17 protein-coding genes and 1 other RNA gene are annotated in these 21,409 nt (G+C 59.5%); 6 read left to right on the top strand and 12 right to left on the bottom strand.

Going from position 1 to position 21,409, the window contains the following annotated elements; genetic code table 11:
• Nucleotides 1–76: 76 nt before the first annotated feature.
• Nucleotides 77–1,630, top strand: a complete 1,554-nt coding sequence (locus ACTG20_RS10025) for a methyl-accepting chemotaxis protein (protein WP_194495707.1) — start codon at nt 77–79, stop codon at nt 1,628–1,630.
• A 91-nt stretch (nt 1,631–1,721) separates the two neighbouring features.
• Here the strand turns inward: ACTG20_RS10025 and gcvP are convergent, their stop codons facing one another.
• From gcvP to gcvT, 3 genes are all read right to left on the bottom strand, one after another.
• Complete coding sequence (gcvP, locus tag ACTG20_RS10020) at nt 1,722–4,598, bottom strand: aminomethyl-transferring glycine dehydrogenase (protein ID WP_194495708.1); 2,877 nt, start codon at nt 4,596–4,598, stop codon at nt 1,722–1,724.
• Nucleotides 4,599–4,896: 298 nt separating this feature from the next.
• Nucleotides 4,897–5,286: a glycine cleavage system protein GcvH gene (gene gcvH / locus ACTG20_RS10015; RefSeq protein ID WP_005333898.1), complete on the bottom strand. Its 390-nt coding sequence runs from the start codon at nt 5,284–5,286 to the stop codon at nt 4,897–4,899.
• 84 nt (nt 5,287–5,370) lie between these two features.
• Nucleotides 5,371–6,468 carry a glycine cleavage system aminomethyltransferase GcvT gene (gene gcvT / locus ACTG20_RS10010; protein WP_005346577.1) on the bottom strand — a complete coding sequence of 366 codons (1,098 nt, stop codon included), beginning with the start codon at nt 6,466–6,468 and terminating at the stop codon, nt 5,371–5,373.
• Here gcvT and ACTG20_RS10005 point away from each other — a divergent pair.
• On the top strand, nt 6,445–6,672 hold the full coding sequence (locus ACTG20_RS10005; RefSeq protein WP_033138042.1) for a hypothetical protein: 228 nt from the start codon (nt 6,445–6,447) through the stop codon (nt 6,670–6,672). The two genes, gcvT and ACTG20_RS10005, sit on opposite strands and share 24 nt — an antisense overlap.
• Before the next feature lie 212 nt (nt 6,673–6,884).
• Here ACTG20_RS10005 and ACTG20_RS10000 read toward each other — a convergent pair whose 3' ends face one another.
• From ACTG20_RS10000 to ACTG20_RS09990, 3 genes are all read right to left on the bottom strand, one after another.
• Nucleotides 6,885–8,153, bottom strand: coding sequence for an FAD-dependent 2-octaprenylphenol hydroxylase (locus tag ACTG20_RS10000; RefSeq protein ID WP_194495835.1), 1,269 nt, complete (start codon nt 8,151–8,153; stop codon nt 6,885–6,887).
• A gap of 122 nt (nt 8,154–8,275) precedes the next feature.
• Nucleotides 8,276–9,499 carry a 2-octaprenyl-6-methoxyphenyl hydroxylase gene (gene ubiH / locus ACTG20_RS09995; protein WP_194495709.1) on the bottom strand — a complete coding sequence of 408 codons (1,224 nt, stop codon included), beginning with the start codon at nt 9,497–9,499 and terminating at the stop codon, nt 8,276–8,278.
• A gap of 177 nt (nt 9,500–9,676) precedes the next feature.
• Nucleotides 9,677–10,246, bottom strand: coding sequence for a UPF0149 family protein (locus tag ACTG20_RS09990; RefSeq protein WP_005333908.1), 570 nt, complete (start codon nt 10,244–10,246; stop codon nt 9,677–9,679).
• A gap of 173 nt (nt 10,247–10,419) precedes the next feature.
• Here ACTG20_RS09990 and zapA point away from each other — a divergent pair, with 173 nt between their 5' ends.
• Together zapA and ssrS are read left to right on the top strand one after the other, a co-directional pair.
• Nucleotides 10,420–10,752: a cell division protein ZapA gene (gene zapA, locus ACTG20_RS09985; protein WP_005333910.1), complete on the top strand. Its 333-nt coding sequence runs from the start codon at nt 10,420–10,422 to the stop codon at nt 10,750–10,752.
• Between the two features lie 16 nt (nt 10,753–10,768).
• A non-coding RNA gene (gene ssrS / locus ACTG20_RS09980) (6S RNA) lies at nt 10,769–10,950 on the top strand.
• Nucleotides 10,951–11,115: 165 nt separating this feature from the next.
• Here ssrS and ACTG20_RS09975 read toward each other — a convergent pair.
• Nucleotides 11,116–13,407, bottom strand: a complete 2,292-nt coding sequence (locus ACTG20_RS09975; protein WP_194495710.1) for an FdhF/YdeP family oxidoreductase — start codon at nt 13,405–13,407, stop codon at nt 11,116–11,118.
• The gene (locus tag ACTG20_RS09970) at nt 13,394–14,200 is read right to left on the bottom strand and encodes a formate dehydrogenase accessory sulfurtransferase FdhD (RefSeq protein WP_193558653.1); all 807 of its coding nucleotides are present in this window, start codon (nt 14,198–14,200) and stop codon (nt 13,394–13,396) included. The genes ACTG20_RS09975 and ACTG20_RS09970 overlap by 14 nt, the downstream gene beginning before the upstream one ends.
• Nucleotides 14,201–14,362: 162 nt before the next feature.
• On the opposite strand from ACTG20_RS09970, the gene ACTG20_RS09965 reads away from it, so the two are divergent.
• Nucleotides 14,363–15,271 (top strand): LysR family transcriptional regulator, encoded by a 909-nt coding sequence (locus ACTG20_RS09965; protein WP_439987614.1) that lies wholly within the window; start codon nt 14,363–14,365, stop codon nt 15,269–15,271.
• 51 nt (nt 15,272–15,322) lie between these two features.
• On the opposite strand, the gene emrD is transcribed toward ACTG20_RS09965, so the two are convergent.
• The 3 genes from emrD to ACTG20_RS09950 all read right to left on the bottom strand — a co-directional run bounded on the left by emrD (nt 15,323) and on the right by ACTG20_RS09950 (nt 17,969).
• Nucleotides 15,323–16,519 (bottom strand): multidrug efflux MFS transporter EmrD, encoded by a 1,197-nt coding sequence (gene emrD / locus ACTG20_RS09960; RefSeq protein ID WP_042030002.1) that lies wholly within the window; start codon nt 16,517–16,519, stop codon nt 15,323–15,325.
• A gap of 262 nt (nt 16,520–16,781) precedes the next feature.
• Entirely contained in the window at nt 16,782–17,444 is a 663-nt protein-coding gene (locus ACTG20_RS09955; RefSeq protein WP_005333923.1) for a glutathione S-transferase family protein, read from the bottom strand.
• Between the two features lie 168 nt (nt 17,445–17,612).
• Nucleotides 17,613–17,969, bottom strand: coding sequence for a hypothetical protein (locus ACTG20_RS09950; RefSeq protein WP_230599703.1), 357 nt, complete (start codon nt 17,967–17,969; stop codon nt 17,613–17,615).
• 298 nt (nt 17,970–18,267) lie between these two features.
• On the opposite strand from ACTG20_RS09950, the gene suhB reads away from it, so the two are divergent.
• On the top strand, nt 18,268–19,071 hold the full coding sequence (gene suhB / locus ACTG20_RS09945) for an inositol-1-monophosphatase (protein ID WP_005352992.1): 804 nt from the start codon (nt 18,268–18,270) through the stop codon (nt 19,069–19,071).
• A gap of 406 nt (nt 19,072–19,477) precedes the next feature.
• Here suhB and ACTG20_RS09940 read toward each other — a convergent pair whose 3' ends face one another.
• The gene (locus ACTG20_RS09940) at nt 19,478–21,109 is read right to left on the bottom strand and encodes a methyl-accepting chemotaxis protein (RefSeq protein WP_158112290.1); all 1,632 of its coding nucleotides are present in this window, start codon (nt 21,107–21,109) and stop codon (nt 19,478–19,480) included.
• Nucleotides 21,110–21,409: the final 300 nt, after the last annotated feature.

Below are 21,409 nucleotides of genomic sequence, written 5' to 3'. Positions count from 1 at the left end.
GCAACAACACAATAAATGAACATCCTCTGCCATACTCAAACGAAGTATTCCGTTACGCCGAAACCGGAGTCTGATCATGGTAACCAGCTCGCTTCACACCACAGATACCGAGGTTGAATTTGCCGACGATATCCAGTTGGTATCGACGACCGATCTCAAAGGGGACATCACCTACGCCAATCCGGCGTTTTGTCAGGTGGCAGGCTATCGCCTGGAAGAGATGTTGGGGCAGCATCACAATCTGGTGCGCCACCCCGACATGCCCAAGGCAGCGTTTGCCGATCTCTGGGCCCACCTGCAGGCGGGTAAACCATGGCGAGGGATGGTAAAAAACCGCTGCAAAGATGGTCGCTATTATTGGGTTGATGCCTATGTCACCCCGATTTATGAAGATGGCAAGATGGTGGGTTACCAATCCGTCCGCTGCCGCCCCGCCGCAGAGCACAAAGCGCGTGCCAGCCAGATGTACAAAACCCTTAAAGCCCGTGAAACCGGCTCTGCCATTCACATGGGCCTGCGTCAACTCACGCCAGCCATGATGACCATCCCCCTGCTGCTCGTCAGCGTGATCAGCGCGCTCTGGCTGATCTCACCGCTGCAGGCGCTTTGGGTCATCATTCCCCTAGTAGCCACCATCTGGTTCAATCGCCACCCTCTCTTCCTCACGCCGCGATTCTTGCTGCAGCTCGAGCAGGATTACGACAGCATCAGCCGCCTTATCTTCTCGGGGGATGCCCCCCACAGCATCGCTGATTTCCATATCAAACTCGGGCAAGCGAGGATCCGTACCGTGCTCGGCCGGGTGGATGACACCACGGCTTCGCTCAATGCCATGGCCAATGACCTGCGCGGCTCCGCCTCGCTGGCCAGCCAGGATATCTCTTCGCAAGACACGCAGATCCAACAGATTGCCACCGCCGTTACCCAGATGGCCTCGGCCGCCGAGGAGATCAACCGCAATATTCAAGACAGCAACAGCCAGATCGAAGAGGCCCGCCGCCACTGCATCACCACCAGCGCCCAGCTTTCGGAAGCAGGAGAAGAGATGTCGGCGCTGGCCACCCAAGCGGAGCAAGCCTTCCAGTCAGCTGTCGAGCTGGCGAGCGAATCCGAGCGGATCGGCACCATCATGAGCGAAATTCGCGGGATTGCGGATCAAACCAACCTGCTGGCGCTCAATGCCTCCATCGAAGCCGCACGGGCAGGCGATCAGGGGCGCGGCTTTGCGGTGGTGGCGGACGAGGTTCGCAGCCTGTCGACCAGAACCCACAAGGCGACAGAGCAGATCCAGAACAGCATTGGCCATATCCAGCAAACCCTGGGGGGATGGAAAGAGATGATGCATCTCAATGTGACCAGAACCAACGCCTGCCTCGCCACCACCCGGGCAAGTACCGGCAACCTGAATCAGGTTGTGGTCGAGATAGACAAGGTCTCTGATTTTTCCAACCAGATCACCGCCGCGGCCACCGAGCAACAAGCGGTCATCGAGGAGATCAGTCGCAATATCAACCAGATATCCTCGCTCTCTCACGATAACAGTCTCAAAATCGATCAAGTGAGTGAAACCAGTGCCAACTTGCAGAGCAAAGCGAGCCAGCTCAAGGACTTAAGCCGGACGTTCGGATAGCAGCATGCAGATAAAGTCCATGTAAACGAAGGGCCACCCGTCTGGGTGGCCCTGTTGTTTATAAGGCTTAACTGTAGCTACTAAACGCCACTTACTTGGCGTAATCCTCGGTCGGGATGCAGGCGCAGAACAGGTTGCGATCGCCGTAGACGTCGTCAATGCGGTTCACAGAGGGCCACAACTTGGCAGCGCGTACCGCCTCGGACGGGAAAACCGCCTCGGCGCGGCTGTAGCCACGGGACCACTCTGCATCCATCACGTCATCCTGGGTGTGCGGCGCATGGACCAGCGGGTTGTCGGTCAGGCTCCACTGCCCCTCCTGCACCTTGGCAATCTCGGCGCGGATGGACGTCATCGCCTCGACGAAGCGATCCAGTTCGCGCTTGGATTCCGATTCGGTCGGTTCGACCATCAGGGTGCCCGCCACCGGGAAGCTCATGGTCGGCGCGTGGAAGCCGTAGTCCATCAGCCGCTTGGCCACGTCCATCTCGCTGATGCCGGAAGCCTCCTTGAGCGGACGGATATCCAGGATGCACTCGTGGGCCACCCGACCGTTGCGGCCGGAATAGAGCACCGGGAAGGATTCACCCAGCTTCTTGGCCAGATAGTTGGCGTTGAGGATGGCGACCTGAGTGGATCTCTTCAGCCCCTCGTCACCCAGCATGGCGATATACATCCAGCTGATGGGCAGGATGCTGGCCGAGCCGAACGGTGCCGCCGACACGGCGCCATTGTCACGGCTCTCCTTGTCGGTCTTGACCACTGTGTGGCCAGCCACGAACGGTGCCAGATGCTTCTTCACGCCGATGGGGCCCATGCCCGGGCCGCCACCGCCGTGAGGAATGGCGAAGGTCTTGTGCAGGTTGAGGTGAGAGACGTCCGCCCCGATAAAGCCCGGTGCCGTCAATCCAACTTGCGCGTTCATATTGGCGCCGTCCAGATAGACCTGACCACCGTGCTGGTGAACGATGTCGCACACCTCCTTGATGGTCTCCTCATACACCCCGTGAGTGGAGGGGTAGGTCACCATCAGACAAGAAAGCTGATCACCCGCCTCGGCCGCCTTAGCGCGCAGGTCGTCGAGATCCACGTTGCCGGATTTGTCACAGGCGGTGACGATCACCTTGAGCCCCGCCATCTGGGCAGAGGCCGGGTTGGTGCCGTGGGCAGAAGCCGGAATGAGACAGATGTCGCGATGCCCTTCACCACGAGACTCGTGATATTTCTTGATGGCGAGCAGACCTGCGTATTCGCCCTGGGCACCTGAGTTGGGCTGCATGCAGACCGCATCGTAACCGGTCACCTTCACCAGCCAGTTTTCGAGGTCGGCCAGCAGCAGCTGGTAGCCCTTGGCCTGTGCCAGCGGAGCGAACGGGTGCAACTTGCCAAACTCGGGCCAGGTCACCGGGATCATCTCGGCGGTAGCGTTGAGCTTCATGGTGCAGGAGCCGAGCGAAATCATGGCGTAGTTGAGCGCCAGATCTTTGGCTTCGAGACGGTGGATATAACGCAACATCTCGGTTTCGGAATGGTACTTGTTGAACACCTCGTGGGTCAGCACGGCATCGCTGCGCAGCAGATCCTGCGGGATGGCGTGATGAGTCTGGGCCGCCTTGTCGAGGGCCTCGATATCCAGTCCATGGCCTTGGCCGAGGAACAGATCAAACAGTTCGGCCACATCAGCGCGGGTGGTGGTTTCAGAGAGAGACACCCCTACCGCACCGTCGAGATCGGCACGCAGGTTGATGCCATTGGCTTCAGCCTTGGCAATAAGTGCAGCTTTATCTGCCGTCTGCACGGTCAGGGTATCGAACCAGCTGGCATGCTTGAGTGCCACCCCCTTGGCCTTGAGGCCAAACGCCAGAATGGTAGTGAGACGGTGCACGCGGGAGGCGATGGTTTTCAGTCCCACCGGGCCGTGGTAGACGGCGTAGAAGCTCGCCATGTTGGCCAGCAGCACCTGAGCGGTACAGATGTTGGAGTTGGCCTTCTCGCGGCGGATATGCTGCTCGCGGGTCTGCATCGCCATGCGCAGCGCGGCCTTGCCACGGGCATCCTTGGAGACACCAATGATACGACCCGGCATGGAACGCTTGTAGGCATCTCGGGTGGCGAAGAAGGCGGCATGTGGGCCACCGTAGCCCATGGGCACGCCAAAGCGCTGGGCGGAACCCAACACCACGTCGGCACCCAGTTCGCCCGGGGATTTGAGCAGCAGCAGGGAGAGCAGATCGGCGCTGACACAGGCCAACCCTTTCTGGGCCTGTACCGCGGCAATCAGGGCGCGCAGATCTTTCACCTCACCTGTGGTGGTGGGGTACTGGAACAGGGCACCGAACACCTCTTCGCTCACCGCATCGCTCGCGGCGCCAACCGCCACGTCGAAACCGAAGTGAACCGCGCGCTCCTTGACCACATCGATCACCTGAGGGTGCACGTCATCGGCCACGAAGAAGAGGTTGGATTTGGACTTGGCCATCCGCTTGGCCAGCGCCATCGCCTCGGCAGCGGCAGTCGCTTCATCCAGCAGGGAGGCGCTTGCCAGATCCATGCCGGTGAGATCCAGCGTCAGCTGCTGGAAGTTGAGCAGGGCTTCGAGACGGCCCTGCGCCAGCTCGGGCTGATAGGGGGTGTAGGCGGTATACCAACCCGGGTTTTCCAGCACGTTGCGCAAAATGACGTGGGGCACATGGGTATCGTGATAACCCATGCCAATATAGCTCTTGGCAATCTTGTTCTGAGCGGCATAGCCCTTGAGCTTGGCCAGCGCCTCCACTTCGGTCATGCCGGCACCGATCCCCAGCGGGCCCGGCAGGCGAATGGCGGCGGGCACGGTCTGGGCAATCAGATCGTCCAGGCTCTCGGCCCCGACGGTCGCCAGCAGCTGGCGCAGCTCTTCCTCGCCCGGGCCGATATGGCGGCGGACAAAATCGGTTTTTTGCTCGAGTTCAAACAGTGACTGGGTCATTTCCCTATTTCCTGATAAATAAGTCCTGGCATGACATCCTGATAACCAAGACCTGATGTTCCTGATCGTCGGCTGATACCGACTCCACTCATGTTCTGGGTCCCGCAGACAGGGCGCGGCACCGGATGCTGCGGCAGCATCGAGAGGGGATCGCCTTGTTGCGAACCGGCCTGTTTGCCCCTAGGCACCTAGGCTGGCAAACAGCAGGCGCGGGCGACTTCACCCTTCCACCGGCCGGTGCTTGCCCGGCTGGCGGCCATACAAAGGGGCCCTGCTGTGTTGGCAGGGCCCGGGGGCATTACTCTTCGTCCACCACGTTCTGGTAGCCTTCGGCATCCAGCAGGTTGGCCAGCTCGCTCTCGTCATCGAGCTTGATGCGGAACAGCCAGCCAGCGCTGTAGGGGTCGGAGTTGACCAGCTCGGGGCTCCCTTCCAGCTCTTCGTTGACGGCGATGATCTCGCCGCTCACCGGGCTGTAGATATCGGAGGCCGCCTTGACCGACTCGGCCACGGCGCAGTCGTCACCGGCACTGACCTGCTTGCCCACTTCCGGCAGCTCGACAAACACCATGTCACCCAGCAGCTCCTGGGCGTGCTCGGTGATACCGACCACGGCCTCACCGTTGGCTTCAACACGGATCCACTCGTGGGAAGTGGCATATTTCAGTTCGCTCGGGATATGGCTCATTTGTGCTTCCTTTGATCTTTGAGTCGCGTTTAAAAACGAATATGAAAAGCGATGAGGGAGGCACTACCCTCCCCCAAGACGGTATTAAACCAGCTTCTGGCCGTTACGGACGAAAGCGGGCTTGGTGACCTTCACGGTGACCAGCTTCTTGCGGATCTCCACCTCGGCCAGCTCACCGATATCGCGGGGCACCCGCGCCAGGGCAATACTGTAGCCCAGGGTGGGGGAGAAAGAGCCGGAGGTGATCACACCTTCCCGCTTCTCACCGTTTGCCGCGGTGAAGGTGACCGGCATACCGGCACGCAGCACCCCTTTCTCTTCCATCACCAGACCCACCAGCTTGGGCTGGTTGCCCGCCGCTTTCTGCGCTTCCAGCACGTCGCGGCCGATGAAGTTGCGATCGCTCGGCTCCCAGGCGATGGTCCAGGCCATGTTGGCGGCCAGCGGAGAGACTGACTCGTCCATATCCTGACCGTAGAGGTTCATCCCTGCTTCGAGGCGCAGGGTATCGCGGGCACCGAGGCCGCAGGGGGCGACGCCGTTATCCAGCAGCGCTTGCCACAGCTCGCAGGCTTTCTCTTGCGGCACCACGATTTCATAACCATCTTCGCCGGTGTAACCGGTAGTGGCGATAAAGAGATCGCCAGCCTGCACGCCGAAGAAGGGTTTCATCCCCACTACGGCGGTACGCTGAGCGGCGCTCAGCACGGCTGCGGCCTTGACCTTGGCGTTGGGGCCCTGCACCGCAATCATCGCCAGCTCGGGACGCTCGGTCACTGTGATATCGAAATCGATGGCGTGATGGCGGATCCAGGCCAGATCCTTCTCGCGGGTAGCGGAGTTGACCACCAGCCGGTAGAAGGTATCGGTCAGGTAATAGGTGATGAGGTCATCGATCACGCCGCCTTCCGGATTGAGCATGCCGCTGTAGAGGGCCTTGCCGGGGGCAGTGAGTTTGGCCACGTCGTTGGCCAGCAGGTGTTGCAGAAAGGCTTTGACCCGTTCGCCGGTCAAATCGACGATGGTCATGTGGGAGACATCGAACATACCGGCATCGCTGCGCACCGCGTGGTGCTCTTCCAGCTGGGAGCCGTAGTTGATGGGCATTTCCCAACCGTGGAAGTCCACCATCTTGGCGCCGGCTTCCAGGTGTTTGGGATGCAGTACAGTAGTCTGGATCATCGCATTCTTTCCTTAGCAAAAAGCCTTTTCGCTTTGGCGACCACCCTTGCGACCCGCGCCACCGCTCTGACTGCACTGCGTGCAGCAAAAAGCGACCGGATCCAAAAGTGTGTGCTCGCTCCTGCCCTTGCCAGGCAAGAGGGATTCCTTGAACGGAGCGGATTATATGACAAGCAGGCGAGCGTGCCGCTCAAAAAAAACTAATCCCCTCCCGTAAAACTGACTCCAGACACTAAGATAAATGCAGTGATAAAAACAGCCATAAGCCGACTCAGGCGAGATTAAATTTTGATTTTTACCGTTTCGTCACAATTTGCAGAAAAACGTTTCGCTCCAGAGCAAAATTAAAGGCTGACACCCAAAACGGGTCGTCAGCCTTGTCGGATTACTTTTGTTGTCAAAAACGGCGAGTAATATTAGTTTTTTTCACCCTTGGCCTGCATGGCACTGCCCTTGGTCGCAGCAACAGCCCAGTCAGGACGGGCCAATGCGGGCAACTCTCCCTCCAGCCCCATGGCGGCGCGGATCACCCCCTCCTTGAACGGAGTCAGCAGATTGGCCGCGCGCAATCCCACGCCCCGCACCAGCTTCTTGAGCGGGTTGGCCCCGCTGAACAGCCGCTTGAGCCCTTCCATCGCCGCCAGCATGCGAGCCGCCTCGCTCTTGCGCCAGCGCTCGTAGCTGCGCAGGTTGGCGAGCAGGCCGATATCCTCGCCCGCGGCATGATTTTGCAAGATCTGCTCCGCCAGCGCGGCAGCATCCAGCAGGCCAAGGTTGACCCCCTGCCCCGCCAGCGGGTGGATGGTATGAGCGGCATCTCCCACCAGCACCAACCGCTCGCGAGCAAAATCGCGGGCATAGCGGGCGGTAAGAGGAATCGCGCTGCGCGGCCCCTCCACCTTGCACAGACCGAGCCTGGCATCGAAGGCGGTGGTGAGCTGGCGGTTGAACTGCTCGTCGTCACAGGCGCAGAGCACCTCGGCACGAGCCGCAGGCAGCGACCAGACGATGGAGCAGAGGTTCTCCTGCCACAGCGGCAAAAAGGCGAGCGGGCCATCCGGGGTGAAGATCTGGCGAGCAACAGCTTCATGGGGTTCGGCGCAGCGCACCGTCGCCACCAGCGCGTGGTGACCATAATCCCAGCTGGTAAGCGGGATATCAGCCTGACGGCGCACCCAGGAGTGGGCGCCATCGGCAGCCACCACCAGTTTGGCCGAGATGGCCTGACCATCTTCAAGGAGCAACAAGGCGCCCACCGGGCCGCTCTGCAGGCTCTTGGCTCTGGCGGGGGTCAGCAACTGGATATTGCTGGCACCTTTAATCGCCTCAAGCAGCGCCAGCTGGATCACCCGATTCTCGACGATATGGCCGAGGTTGGCCTGACGCAGGCTGGCGGCATCGAAGTCGATATGGCCGAAACTGTCCTGCTCCCACACCGCCATCTTGTCATAGGCCTGCAGGCGGCGCGCTTCAATGCCGTCCCAGGCGCCAACATGGCGCAGGATCTGCTGGCTGGCCAGACTCAAGGCGCTGACCCGATTATCGGCCACCTCCCCCAGCTGCGGGTCTGGCAGTTGCCCCTCCACCACCAGTACCTTGAGGGCGCTATGTTTCAAGGCCGCAGCGAGCCCCAGCCCCACCATGCCGCCACCGACAATCACCACATCCACATTTTGCATCTGCATCATCTCATCCTTTCAGGGCTGACCGGCTGGCCAGCGAGGGGACGCCCGCAGGCATCACCTCTTTATTCAATAGGTTTTGATCAACGAATGGCGGTCAACAGGTTCCACTCAACAAGTGCTGGCTAGTTGCCGCACACATCAGCGACAAAGCCCAGGGTGCGCGAGGCAAGCGGCGCCTTGAGGCACGGGAATCGCCCCATCAGGGTGAGCGCCAGATTGCGCCCCGCCACCAGCGGATCGTGACCATTGGAGAAGAGCTGGGCCAGCGAAGAGGTGAGCCAGACGGTCTGCTCCTGATCCTGCTTGCGCTGCTGCCAGTAGCCACTCAGTACCTTGAAGCTGCCGATATCCTCCCCCTCTGCCAACGCCTTGGCTACGGCGCCGGTAAGCAGGTCGAGATCCCGCATCCCGAGGTTGAAGCCCTGTCCGGCGATAGGGTGCAGGGCATGAGCAGCATTGCCCACCAGCACGGTACGCTGGGCCAGCGGGTAGTCGCAGGCGGTCAGAATGAGCGGATAGACGTTACGCACGCCACATCGCTCGAAGCGGCCGAGCCGCCAGCCAAAGGCCTGCTGCAAGCGGGCAAGGAAGGCGGCATCATCGAGGGCCGTCAGCTCATCCACCTCATGCAGCCCGACGCTCCACACCAGCGAGGAGAGCCCCTCCTGCATCGGCAGCAGGGCCAGCGGCCCCCCTTCGGTAAAACGCTCGAAGGCGCGTCCCTCAGGGTCTTGCGCCGTTTTGACCGTGGCGATGATGGCATGCTGCTCAAAGTCGTGGCGGGTCACCGGCAACTTGAAGTGCTGACGCACAAAGGAGTTGCCGCCGTCTGCCGCCACCAGCAGGCGGGTCTCAATCTGTTCACCGTCCTCAAGGGTGAGGGTCACCTTCTCCTCATCGGGCGCAATCTCGCTCACCCGAGCCGGACAGCAGACCCGGATATTGGGAGAGGCCGCCATCGCCCGTTGCAGCTCATGACCGGCAGCTGCCAGCTCGATCACCTGGCCCAGCGCGGGCAGACCGTATTCGGCAGCCGACAGGCGAGCCTGACCGAAGTGGCCCCGATCCGAGACATGAATCTGGGTAATGGGGGCGCAATGGGGGGCAAACAGCGGCCAGAGTCCGCGTCGCAACAGCGCATCGCAGGTACCGGCCGAGAGCGCAATGGCGCGGGCGTCGAACCCTGAATGGGTGTGCTGTTCGGGGACGCTTGCCTCCAGCAGCAGGATCTCGAGGGGGGAGCCATCGGATCGAAGCAGGGCTGCCAGCGAGAGGGCCAGCACGGCACCGCTCATTCCACCGCCGACCAGGGTGACATCGACCTGTCGCACATCAGATTGAGACATAAGCAGAGAGGAAGAAGTGAAAAAGGTGGCCTCATGCTATCACAAAGCCGCTGGCCGAATGCGAGGTCACCGGCAAAAAACCGGTTGCGCCTCACAGGGTTAGCCACCACAAGGGAATAAAAAAGAGCGCCATCAGGCGCTCTTGCAGATTCAGTAAGGGTCGCGTTGACCCGCACCTCAATGCAGGGTCGGCGGCGCGCTCGGGGTATCGGGGCGCTTGCCAAACTCTTCGAATGCCATCATGACACCCAGTTTGACGTGTTCGTAGAGCACCAGGAAGGAAGCTTCGTTCTCGTCATCTTCCTGATCGAACTCGGCAGAGACCTGAGTGATGCTGGCGATATCCTGGATCATCTCCTGCAGCTCTTCCGACGCGCGGGAGAGCTCCTGCTGCACCACGCCAAAACCGGCCAGAAATGCCTGTGACCAGTCCACCAGCGAATCGATGCGTTCGTCGAGGGGAGCATCATCACTTGGCAGCAGCAGCTCGACGCCCTTCTGGGCCATCAGGCTCTCGACCACATTGTGATAAAGATCGGTCATCACCTGGCGCACCGGGGCCGGCAGGCCGAAACCGTCGTTCACCAGATCGTTGAAATGGGGCAGCCAACTCTTGTCGTCCAGTGCCACACCACCGCACACCAGACCGCAGATCACACCATGGGCCTCTACTGCGCTGGCCATCAGCTCATGTTGTTCCATGATGTCGGCCACTGCCGCATATTTAAGGGGGTTCGTTTTGCTCATCGAGGATCCGCTCAAAGTTCAGTCAAATTTGCAGAATTAATGGTCAGGATCCTAGCATTCTCCCTCTTGCAGAGCCAGCAAGGCCTTGAAACTTATGCATCTGCGCTATATAGTCCCGCCCAGTTGTCCACGTGGATAAAGGCGGAAATCAGCTCCGCCGTATTGAGGAAGGCATGAGCACAGAGGCCGTAGAAATCGTCATTTTGGGACGTCCCTACAAGGTATCCTGTCCCTTGGGACAGCAGGATGCCCTGCGCCAGGCCGCCGAGCAGCTGACCGACAAGTTGATCGACCTGCGTCAACGCTCCAAAGTCTCCAGCAACGAGCAATTGGCTATCATGGCGGCGCTCAATTTCTGTCATGAGCTCTGCCTTGAAAAAGAGAAGAACCACCAATACTCTGAGACCATGGACAAGCGGATCAAGATGCTGCAGCGCACCATCGAAGCGGCCCTGATCGAGCACGGACAATATGGTGATTCCAGCGAAGAGGGGCAACAGCCCTAATCGCAAACCGTTTTAAAATTCCCTGGGATGTTTGTCAGCCGGTTCAAGTCCCCGAGCCGATATTCATACCAAACAGGGGATCTGCCTTCTGGCTATTGCGCATGCTCGGCACGACCGAGAAGCCTGCGGTCAGATCCGATCCCCGCCTTGAACCGACGGTTCAAGGGCCCAAACCGGCAACGGCATCTCGGGGTACCAACAGCAAAAGCCCGTCACCAGCGTGACGGGCTTTTTCTTTGCCTGATGATCAACGAACCCAACCCCTTTCAGAGCTGAAAAAATGCCCCGGATGAAAAGCTCACCCGGGGCATCACCGCATTCACTGCGCAGGCTATCTCAGCGCAGCCAGTCGCGTTAGCGCTTTTATTTGACCAGCAACAGGTTCTCCTGCTGGCGGGAGGCAGTCACCAGCACCGGGATCGACTTGGAGGTCGGGGTAAACGACCCGGCGCCGATACTGTCGATAGGCACCAGCGGATTTGTCTCGGGGTAATAAGCCGCGATATTGCCACGCGGGATCTCGTAGATCACCACCACAAAACCGGTCACGCTGCGCTCGCGCCCATCGTTGCAGATGGCCGCCATGTCGACCCGATCCCCTTCGGCAAAGCCAAGCTGGCGAGCATCCGCCTCGTTCATGAACACCACGTTGCGCTGGCCCTTGATGCCGCGATAACGGTCATCCATGCCATAGATGGTGGTGTTGTACTGATCGTGAGAGCGCAGGCTCTGCAACAGCAGGACTGGCTGATCGCGCATCTGTTCGGCATGGCGGGTACACTCCGGCAGCACTGATTGCGGCAGGGTGCTGGCACGAAACTCGGCGCTGCCACTGGGGGTATTCCACGTCAGTTGCGCGGCTGAGTTATCGAGATGAAAACCGCACGGCTGCTGGATGCGGGCATTGAAATCGGTAAAGCCGGCGATGGTCTGTTCGATAAGATCGCGGATGCGGCCATAATCATCGCGCAGAGACAGCCAGTCGACCCGCTCGCTGCCCACGGAGGCATGAGCCATCCGCGCGACTATGTCGGTTTCGGAGAGGCAGAGCTGCGATACCGGCTCGGCCGCCCCGGTTGAGGCGTGCACCATGCTGAAGGTGTCCTCCACCGTGATCTTCTGGTTGCCGCTGCGCTGGATATCGAGCTCGGTACGGCCAAGGCAGGGCAGGATCAGCGCAGCCTTGCCCACCTGCAGATGGCTGCGGTTGAGCTTGGTGCTGATCTGCACGTTGAGCTCGGCCTTTTTCATCGCCCCGTAAGTGAAGTCGGTATCGGGAGCAGCCGCCGCCAGATTGCCCCCCAGACAGATGAGCACCTTGCTCTTGCCTTCGTGCAGCGCCTTGAGCGCCTCGTAAACATTGTGACCACGGGCCCGCGGCAGGCTCACCTGCAAGTGACGCTCGAGCCGGTCGATAAAGGCGGCAGTGGGTTTTTCGTTGATCCCCATGGTGCGGTTGCCCTGCACATTGCTGTGGCCCCGCACCGGGCAGAGCCCAGCCCCCGGCTTGCCAATCTGGCCGCGCATCAGGTGCAGGTTGACGATTTCGCGAATGGTATCGACCGAGTGCAGATGCTGGGTCACCCCCATGGCCCAGCAACTGATAATGCGCTGGCTTGCGGCAAATACCCGGGCCGCCTGCACGATCTCGGCGCGAGTCAGGCCGGACTGCAGCTCGATCGCCGCCCAGTCGGTGGCTCGCACCTGCGCCTCATACTCGTCAAAGTGGCGGGTATGGCGGGCGATAAAGTCGCGATCCACCGCCTCTGGCGCCTCTTCCAGGATGTACTTGGCCATGCCGCGGATGGCGGCCATGTCGCCACCCAGTTTCGGCGTCAGGTACTGGTGGCTGATGGTGGTAGCCGCCGGGGTCAGCAGCTCCAGCGGGCTCTGCGGGCTGGCGAAGCGCTCCAGCGCCACCTCTTTCAAGTTGTTGAAGCTGACGATCTTGCAGCCGCCGCGCGCCGCCTGACGCAAGGCATTCATCATGCGCGGGTGGTTGGTACCCGGATTCTGGCCATAGACGAACACTGCATCGGCCTGGTCGAAGTCATCAAGCACCACAGTCCCCTTGCCGATACCGACCGACTGGATCAGCGCTACCCCGCTCGCCTCATGGCACATGTTGGAGCAGTCTGGGAAGTTGTTGGTGCCAAACAGGCGACCAAACAGCTGATAAAGATAAGAAGCTTCGTTGCTGGCACGCCCTGAGGTGTAAAACTCCACCTCGTCCGGGCTATTCAGCCCCTTGAGGGTGCCGGCGATCAGGGCGAAGGCGTCGTCCCAGCTCACCGGCTCGTAGTGGTCGGTCGCCGGGTTGTAGCGCATCGGCTCGGTCAGCCGCCCCTGATACTCGAGCCAGTAGTCGCTCTGGGTGGCCAGCTGGCGCACCGCATGGGCGGCGAAAAACTCGGCCCCCACCGTCTTGCCGGTGGACTCCCAGGCCACTGCCTTGGCGCCGTTTTCACAAAACTGGAAGGTGCCGTGGTCGTTGTCACCCCAAGCACACCCCGGGCAATCGAAGCCGTCGGTCTGGTTGACCCGCAGCAGGTTCTTGATGTTCTGACGGGTCTTCTGGCTGCGCAGCACCTGTTTCATGGTGGATTGCAGGGACGAAAAACCGCCGGCTTTGGCGGGCTTTTCAATATGACTCATGGCACTCTCCGATGGGATCCGCCGGGCGATAGCTCGAATAGCTGACCGGGGCATCAAACTTGGGAATATGAACGACGTTGAGGTTGTATTTGAGGGCCAGCCTGATTGCCAACTGGCTGGGCGATGCCAGACAGATGAGATGACGGGCACCGAAGCGGGCGGCTTTTTGCACCAGCTCGCTACCGCAGCGGCTGGTCACCACCAGGGTGTCGCACGCACTTTGCTGACGCAGCAGCAGGCCGATCAGCTTGTCGAGGGCATTGTGGCGCCCGATATCTTCCCGGCAGTGGAGGATCCGGCCCTCGGCATCCAGCGCCAGCGCCGCATGCAGGGCACCGTGTTGCTGTCCCTTGAGCTGCCAGCGGGCGATCTGCGCACGCAGTCCGGCCAGCAAAGCGCCATCAAGGGGTGGGGTGAGCGGCAGCGCTGGCAAGGGAGGAAACGCCTGCTCGACGGCCTCCACACCGCAGATGCCGCAGCCGGTGGCGCCGGTCAGGCTACGCCGACGCAGCTGGAGCTGCGCCAGGCAGCGGTTGGCGATGGTAACATCCAGCACAAAGCCATGTTCGGCGGGGTATACCCGGATATCGTGCACATCGTGGTTGTGCCGGATGATCGACTCGCAGAACAGAAATCCGACCGCAAAATCATCGAGATCGTCCGGGGTCGCCATCATGACCGCATGGTTGATGCCATTGATATTGATGGAAACCGCCACCTCCTCCACCAGATGATCCAGCGAGGGCAAGGGGTAGTGGGAATCGGGTGGAACGCCGGGGTTGGCTGCAGGCATGACAGGTTGGCCTAAAAATGCAATCTGCATTCAAGTTTAGAGAGGCCGCTCCGGCAAAACCAATGAATTAAATCTATCTCCTGATAGAATCACTCTATTGACGATGAATTTTCAATTGATTAATTTTAGGCATCATCCCGCCCGACGCCTCGCCACCTCGTCATGAACATCAAGCAGCTGCACTACTTTCACGAACTGGCCAAACATCAGCATTTTGCCAAGGCGGCCAAAGCCTGCCACATCACCCAGCCGACCCTGTCGGCCAGCATCACTGCGCTGGAGAAAAACCTCGGCACCGATCTGGTAGTACGCACCAGCCAGTTTGTCGCCCTGACCGAGGCGGGCGAGCTGGTGCGCCAGTATGCCGAGCGGATGTTGCTGGAGCAGGAGGCACTCAAACAGGAGCTGGCGCTGTTTCATGGCGAATTATCAGGTACCTTGCGTATCGGCATAGTGCCGCAATCCAATGTCGACATCATGCCGTTTATCGCTAGGTGCAAGCAGCGCTACCCCGATATCGTCATCCGCTTGTCAGTGCTCAGCAACGAGGCACTGCTGTCACAGTTGGCGCTCCATCAATGCGATATCGGGCTGGGATTTGACGTTCCCGCCAGCGATCCCGACAAGCGGGCCTTTCACATCTATCCGCAAGGGCGAAACCGGATGGCCGTGCTGATGCGCCGCAGCGCGGCAACACCCCTCCTCTCCGATATCCCCATGACCCTTGCCAGCCTGCAACAGCAGCCGCTGGTCTTGCCAAGCCGCACCATGCAGTTTCGCAACTATCTGGATCTCGCAGCCGAGCGGGCCGGGGTCTCGCTCAATGTGGTGCTGGAGACCGACTCCCTTTTCCATCTGGTAAGCGCGGTGCGCCACCAGCTGGGCTGGGCCATCGTCAGTGCCGGGCTTGCAAGCTCTGCCAGCCAGCTCTCCGATCTCGTCTGCCAGCCCCTCGAACCGCTCGATGCTGGTACCACCGTCTTTCTGACTCGCAAGCAGAGTGTCACCCCCGCCATGCGGGCCTTTCTCGATCTGGTGGCGGAAGATGGCCCCACCAACAAGCTGCCATAACGACAAAGCCCGCCAAACAGGCGGGCTTTGTTTTGCAACTGGCAAGCAAATTTAGATGGCCATCTGCTCGTGCGGCGAGCCATGGTGGCGTAACCAGACAAAGCTCAGCGCCACGATCAGCACCATCAGGGTCATGATGGCCCCCAGGGTCACTTGTCCAGTCATCGGGAAACCGGCGGCCAGCAGGGTCACCACGCCCGCCCCTAGATTCTGCATCCCGCCGAGAATGGCCCCCGCGGTGCCGGCCTGACCCGGGAAGGGCTCGATGGCGCAGGAGGTGGCGGTCGGGTAGAGAATACCGCTACCGATGAAGTAGACAGCCGCACCACCAACCAGCGAGGCGGCACTCACCACCCCGAACAGCCCCGGCACCAGAATGATGAGGGAGCCGAGCGCCAGAAAGGCGATCCCCAGACGCATCAGCTTGCCCTGAGTCAAACGGAAGCTCAGCTTGGCAGAGAGCCAGGCCCCGAACAGATAGCCGGGCAGCGGCAGCACGAACAGCACGCTCACGGTACGAGCGCTCAGTTTCAGCACATCGCCCAGCAGTACACCGGCCGCAGCCTCGAACACTGCCAAACCGGCAAAGGTCGCCATCAGGCAGAGCAGGTTGCCCTGAAACTTGGGGTTGCCCAGCACATGGCGATAGGCAGCACCGACGCGCAGTGGCTGACGGGCAGCAGCAGGCAGGGTCTCGCCAAACCAGGCCATGATCGCCAGGGTGGCTACGGCACCAAAACCGAACAGGAACCAGTAACCGGCGCGCCAGTTGAACAGCTCGGTCAGCCAGCCACCCAGCACCGGGGCCAGCAGCGGGGAGAAGATCACCCCCATGCTCACCAGACTGTTGGCGCGGTTGAGCTCGGCGCCGTTGTAGCGATCGCGCATCACGGTACGGCTCATGGCGCCACCGGCACCGGTACCTAGCCCCTGAACAAAGCTGCCCACTAGCAGGGCGGCAAAATGGGGGATGACCTGAATGATCAGGGTGCCCACCAGAAACACCATCATGCCGACGATCAGCACCGGGCGACGGCCGATACGATCCGACAGCGGCCCGTAGACAAACTGGGAGAGGCCATAGGGGATCAGGTAACAGGCCATCACCGCCTGCAACTGGCCCGAGGCCACATTGAAGTCCCCCGCCATCATGGGAATGGAGGGAACATAAAGGGTCTGGGTCATCTGGCCCACAGCGACCATCAGAATGGTCAGTAAAAACAACGGATAAAAACTGTGCCGATCCATATCAGTCCCAAAAAATCGAAAAAATGCTGCCGCCCCTCTGGCACAAAATGGCCCAGAGGAATCTGATCACAGAGGCTGTGATGCAATCAAAAACAGTGTTGGAAACAGTAGGCGGGGAGCCCGCCAAGCCACCGCACAGGACGCTTGGTGGTATGGGGGCATCATAGTGATTCAGCTCACAAAAAACGAACGAATCTTTATAATCGGCTTGCCTTAGTTTTTCTAATATTACGGGGCAGCACGCCCCGTCAGCAGTTAAAAATCAACGTGTTACCATCTGCTGTGCCTGCTTGATCAGCTCATCGGGCTGCTCCTTGCGTGGCGGTATGGTGATCCCCTTCTGGCAGGCAGGTTTCTCTGCCATGCGATCCATCCAGGCTTGCAGATGGGGCAATCCCTCGATGGAGATGCCGCTCCAGTCATAAATACGCACCCAGGGCCAGGTGGCAATGTCGGCGATGCTGTACTCGTCCGCCAGATATTCATGATGGGCCAGATGGCTGTCGAGCACCTCGAACAGGCGGCGCCCCTCCTTCTGGTAGCGTTCGATAGCGGCGGGGATCTTCTCGGGGAAATAGCGGTAGAAGACATTGGCCTGCCCCATCATGGGTCCTACCCCGCCCATCTGGAACATCAGCCACTGGATGGCTTGAGAGCGGCGTTTGGGATCAGCGGGCAGCAACTTGCCTGCTTTCTCCGCCAGATAGATGAGGATGGCCCCCGACTCGAATACGGCGAAATCGTCGTTATCCCGATCGACGATAGCCGGAATACGGCCATTTGGGTTGATGGCGAGAAACTCGGGCTTCTTCTGATCCAGCGCCGAAAGATCGAGAGGAATGACCCGATAGGGCAAACCCAACTCTTCGAGGGCGATCGCCACTTTGAAACCATTGGGGGTCGCGGCGGTGTAAAAGTCGATCATGATTCACTCCTTGTTGGTCATAGCCAGATTGCACGGTTGGAACAGGGTGCAATACCATAGCCGCCTCATCTTGCAACAAGTGACCGGCTCCAGACCATTAAAAAGCGGCGCACCGTAGGCCAAACAAGGCCACGGTGCGCCGCTGGTGCGCTCTGGTAATGGTAGATATTAGTTAATCACGGCGACCGGCTTGCGCTGGCGCAGCATGATCAGGCGGGAAAGCAGCGGGAAGTAGGACTCCAGCTTGCGCAACAGCACCCGGCTGCAGGCAGGCTCGGCCAGCTCCGACTCATCCAGCACGATGCCGTTTGAGACAAAATAGAAACGGGGGTCACGCACATCCGGCCCGCAGACCGTCAGCTCCTTGTCCCCCTTGCGGATCAGCAGCGGCAAGACCGGCAAACCGATCGTCTCATCCTCTCCCCGGGCAAATCCGGCATCCTGCCAGGGCGCATCGCCGTCGATCAGCAGGATCGCCGCCTCCGTCTTGGCCGGTTGCCACTGGGCCAGGGGGGTCACGGTGATGTGGGCAAAGTGATCACCATACTCGGGTTATGACCGCAAGATGGCCAGCAGTCCCTCGCTGGCAGTAGACACTTTTTGACTCACTAATGACAAATTCATGGTTCACATCCCTATGCTCATGACAGCCTGTATCCGGCTGCTGGGATAAGACTAGCGCAGATCTGGTCTATATTGGAGCCGTCAAATCTGGCAGTGGTAATCAATTGGTCGTAGGGGGATAACAGTTGCCATCGCACAAAATACTGGTATCATACCGCGTCCTTTTATCCCCCGTTCTTTAACATCCAGTGGTGAACCTATGCATCCGATGCTGAATATCGCCGTGCGCGCTGCGCGCAACGCCGGTCAAGTTGTAGTAAAAGCCTTCTCCCAGCCCGAGAACATTGAGGCTATCCAAAAAGGCAGCAATGACTTCGTGACCAACGTTGACCGTGAAGCCGAAGCGGCCATCATTCACACCATCAAAAAATCTTACCCGGAGCACAGCATTGTTGCTGAAGAGTCTGGTGAGATTGCCGGTACCAATCCGGACTACCAATGGATCATTGACCCACTGGATGGCACGACCAACCTTGTCAAAGGCATTCCGCACTTTGCGGTCTCCATCGCCCTGCGCGTGAAAGGCAAAACCGAACAAGCCGTTGTTTACGATCCCATCCGTGACGAACTGTTTACTGCTACTCGTGGTAGCGGCGCCCAGCTGAACGGCTACCGTATCCGTGTCGGCAAAGCCAAAGAGCTGGCTGGCACCGTACTGGCTACCGGTTTCCCCTACAAACAAAAGCACCACATCGAGTCCTACCTGAAAATGTTCCAGAGCATGTTCATCGAATGTGCCGACATCCGTCGCTCCGGCTCTGCCGCACTGGATCTGGCCTACGTGGCTGCCGGTCGCGTCGACGGTTTCTGGGAAATCGGCCTCAAGCCCTGGGACACCGCTGCCGGTGAACTGCTGGCCAAAGAAGCTGGCGCCATCGTCACCGACTTCGTAGGCGGTCACAACTACGAAAACTCCGGCAACATCGTGGTTGCCAACCCGCGCGTCCTGAAAGAGATGCTGGGCAAGATCCGCGAAGAGCTGCCGGAGTCTCTGGCCAAATAAGCCTGCCTTCGAGCAGACAGATAAAAAAACCGGCGCAAGCCGGTTTTTTTATTGCTGCGATATGCCCTGTTCGGGCATTCCAACCAACTGCTTATGCTCTTCTTCCCCGTAGCGCACACCCCAACCGCTCGCCCCGTTCCCCATCCCCAAAACCGTTCGTCGCTCTTCTCTCGTTAGCAAATACGCTTTAACCAACCTTCTTGAATATCACCGCGCACAGGCCGGGATAATCATCTGCCCCCTGTTTGTTGCCCTGACCTTCATCCCCTTGCGAAGAACCCCGACCATCTGGCCTCGTCCCCATCGCCAGATAAAAAAACACCCGGCACATGGCCGGGTGTCATGAGGACATACAAAGCGCCCCGACTTTTATGAATGAAGAGGCCGGCGTACGCCAGCCCCTTTATCAGGCGAGGCGGAAGCGACCGATGGTCTGCTTCAGACCCACCGCCAGCTGGCTCAGCTCCAGACAGGCGCGGGCAGTATGATCCGCCCCCTGCGCCACCTCATTGGCGGATTCGTTGATCCGCTCAACATTGCGACCCAGCTCATCAGACACAGCATCCTGCTCACCACAAGCGCTGGCAATCTGGATCGCCATATCGGCGATCTGCGCCACCGCTTCTTCAATCTGCTGGATACCGGTGCCGGTCTGCTCGCTTTGGGTGACGCACTGACGGATCATGTCACAGCTCAGCCCGGTCACCTCTTTCGCCTGATTGGCGCGAGACTGCAGGGTTTCGATGATGGCGACGATCTCGCCGGTAGAGGCCTGGGTGCGGCCCGCCAGGGTGCGCACCTCATCGGCAACCACCGCAAAGCCACGGCCCTGTTCACCGGCACGGGCTGCCTCAATGGCGGCATTGAGAGCCAGCAGATTGGTCTGATCGGCAATGCTGCGAATGACATCGACCACTACGTTGATCTGGGCGGATTCACGCTCCAGTTCGGCCACCAGCGTGCCAGCCTGCTCAATCTCTTCCGCCACACGGGTGATCGCCACCAGCGAACGCTGCACATCCTGATTACCTTTGCGGGCCAAGGTATTAGCCGCACTGGCAGACTCAGAAGTGTGCTCTGTATTGCCCGCCACATCAGCAACGGTCGCTTTCATCTGGGTCATGGCCGTCGCCACCAGCGAAATCTCTTGCTGCTGGCTCTGAATACCCTTGGCAGACTGTTCGGAAACCGCACTCACTTCGTCAATCGCCGCCCCCAACTGGGTAACCGCAGCCACCACCTCTTCAATCAGACCACGCAGGTTGTCCTGCATCTTGAGGGAAGCTTTGGCCAGCATGCCCAGCTCGTCGCGGCCGATATGCTGACGCTCCAGCTGATGAGTCAGATCGCCGGCGGCAATGGCGTTGGCCTGAGCCACTACCGCTTGCAGCGGCAGGCAGATCTGGCGGGTCAGAAACCAGGTCATCACCACCATGAACACCAGCAGAGCACCAATGCTCACCATGGCGAAAGTGGTCACCATACTGACGCTGCCAAGCAAGCTGCTGCGGTTTTCCTTCACAAAACCGAGGTTCACATCGATCAGAGCATTAACTGCCCGCTCCAAAGAACCAAAAGCAGCATTCGAGGCAAATAACTGTGCCTTGGCTTGCTCTTGTTGTCCTTGTACCAGCAGTTGATCAAACTCGTTCACTGCACGTTGGTAACTGAGCCACTGTTGTTTGGCCTGATTAAACACCTGACGCTCATGATCAGCACCGACGGTCGCCTCATAGGCGTGAAATGCGTTGTCTACTTTCTGGATATTCTGCTGGATCCGGCTGCGGCGAGCCTGCAGATCAGCGGCATCGTTCACCATCAGCAAGGCAAATTGGGCACGACGGACATAGGAGACGTCATAGAGCAGGGTTTCGACCGACAGGACACTCGGCAGCGTAGAGTCGGTAAAGTTCAGCACCCGATCACGCACACCGCGCAATTCGCTGGAGAGAAAAACACCGAAGAGAACGTTGACTGCGGCAATGACCGCAAAAACCACGGCAATCTTTTTGCCAATGGAGAGATTCTTGTAAAACATAGTGGCGGGTGATCCTCTACTGCTGACAGGCGAATGGAGTGTGGCGATCACGTCCCTATGAGCAAATCCCCGGACCTTCCTGACGGGAAAAAATGCAGAACACCGGGAAGGTAGAGTTCCGCAAAGGCGCGCACTCTAGCACAAAGCGACCACGCCCTCACTTTTCTTTAAAAATTAAAAGCAACTTAAAAAAACCAACAATCGGAGCCGGATCACAAAAAACTTCATATTCACCTGACGCCATTTTTCGATAGCGGCAATCGCCTTGCAGACATAGACAAGGGGCGGCCAAGTGGATGT

It is taken from the genome of Aeromonas sp. 84A (genome assembly GCF_051919345.1).
Classification (GTDB): domain Bacteria; phylum Pseudomonadota; class Gammaproteobacteria; order Enterobacterales; family Aeromonadaceae; genus Aeromonas; species Aeromonas veronii.
The sequence above is the reverse complement of the archived record's forward strand: the minus strand, read 5'-3'. Positions and strand labels throughout refer to the sequence as shown.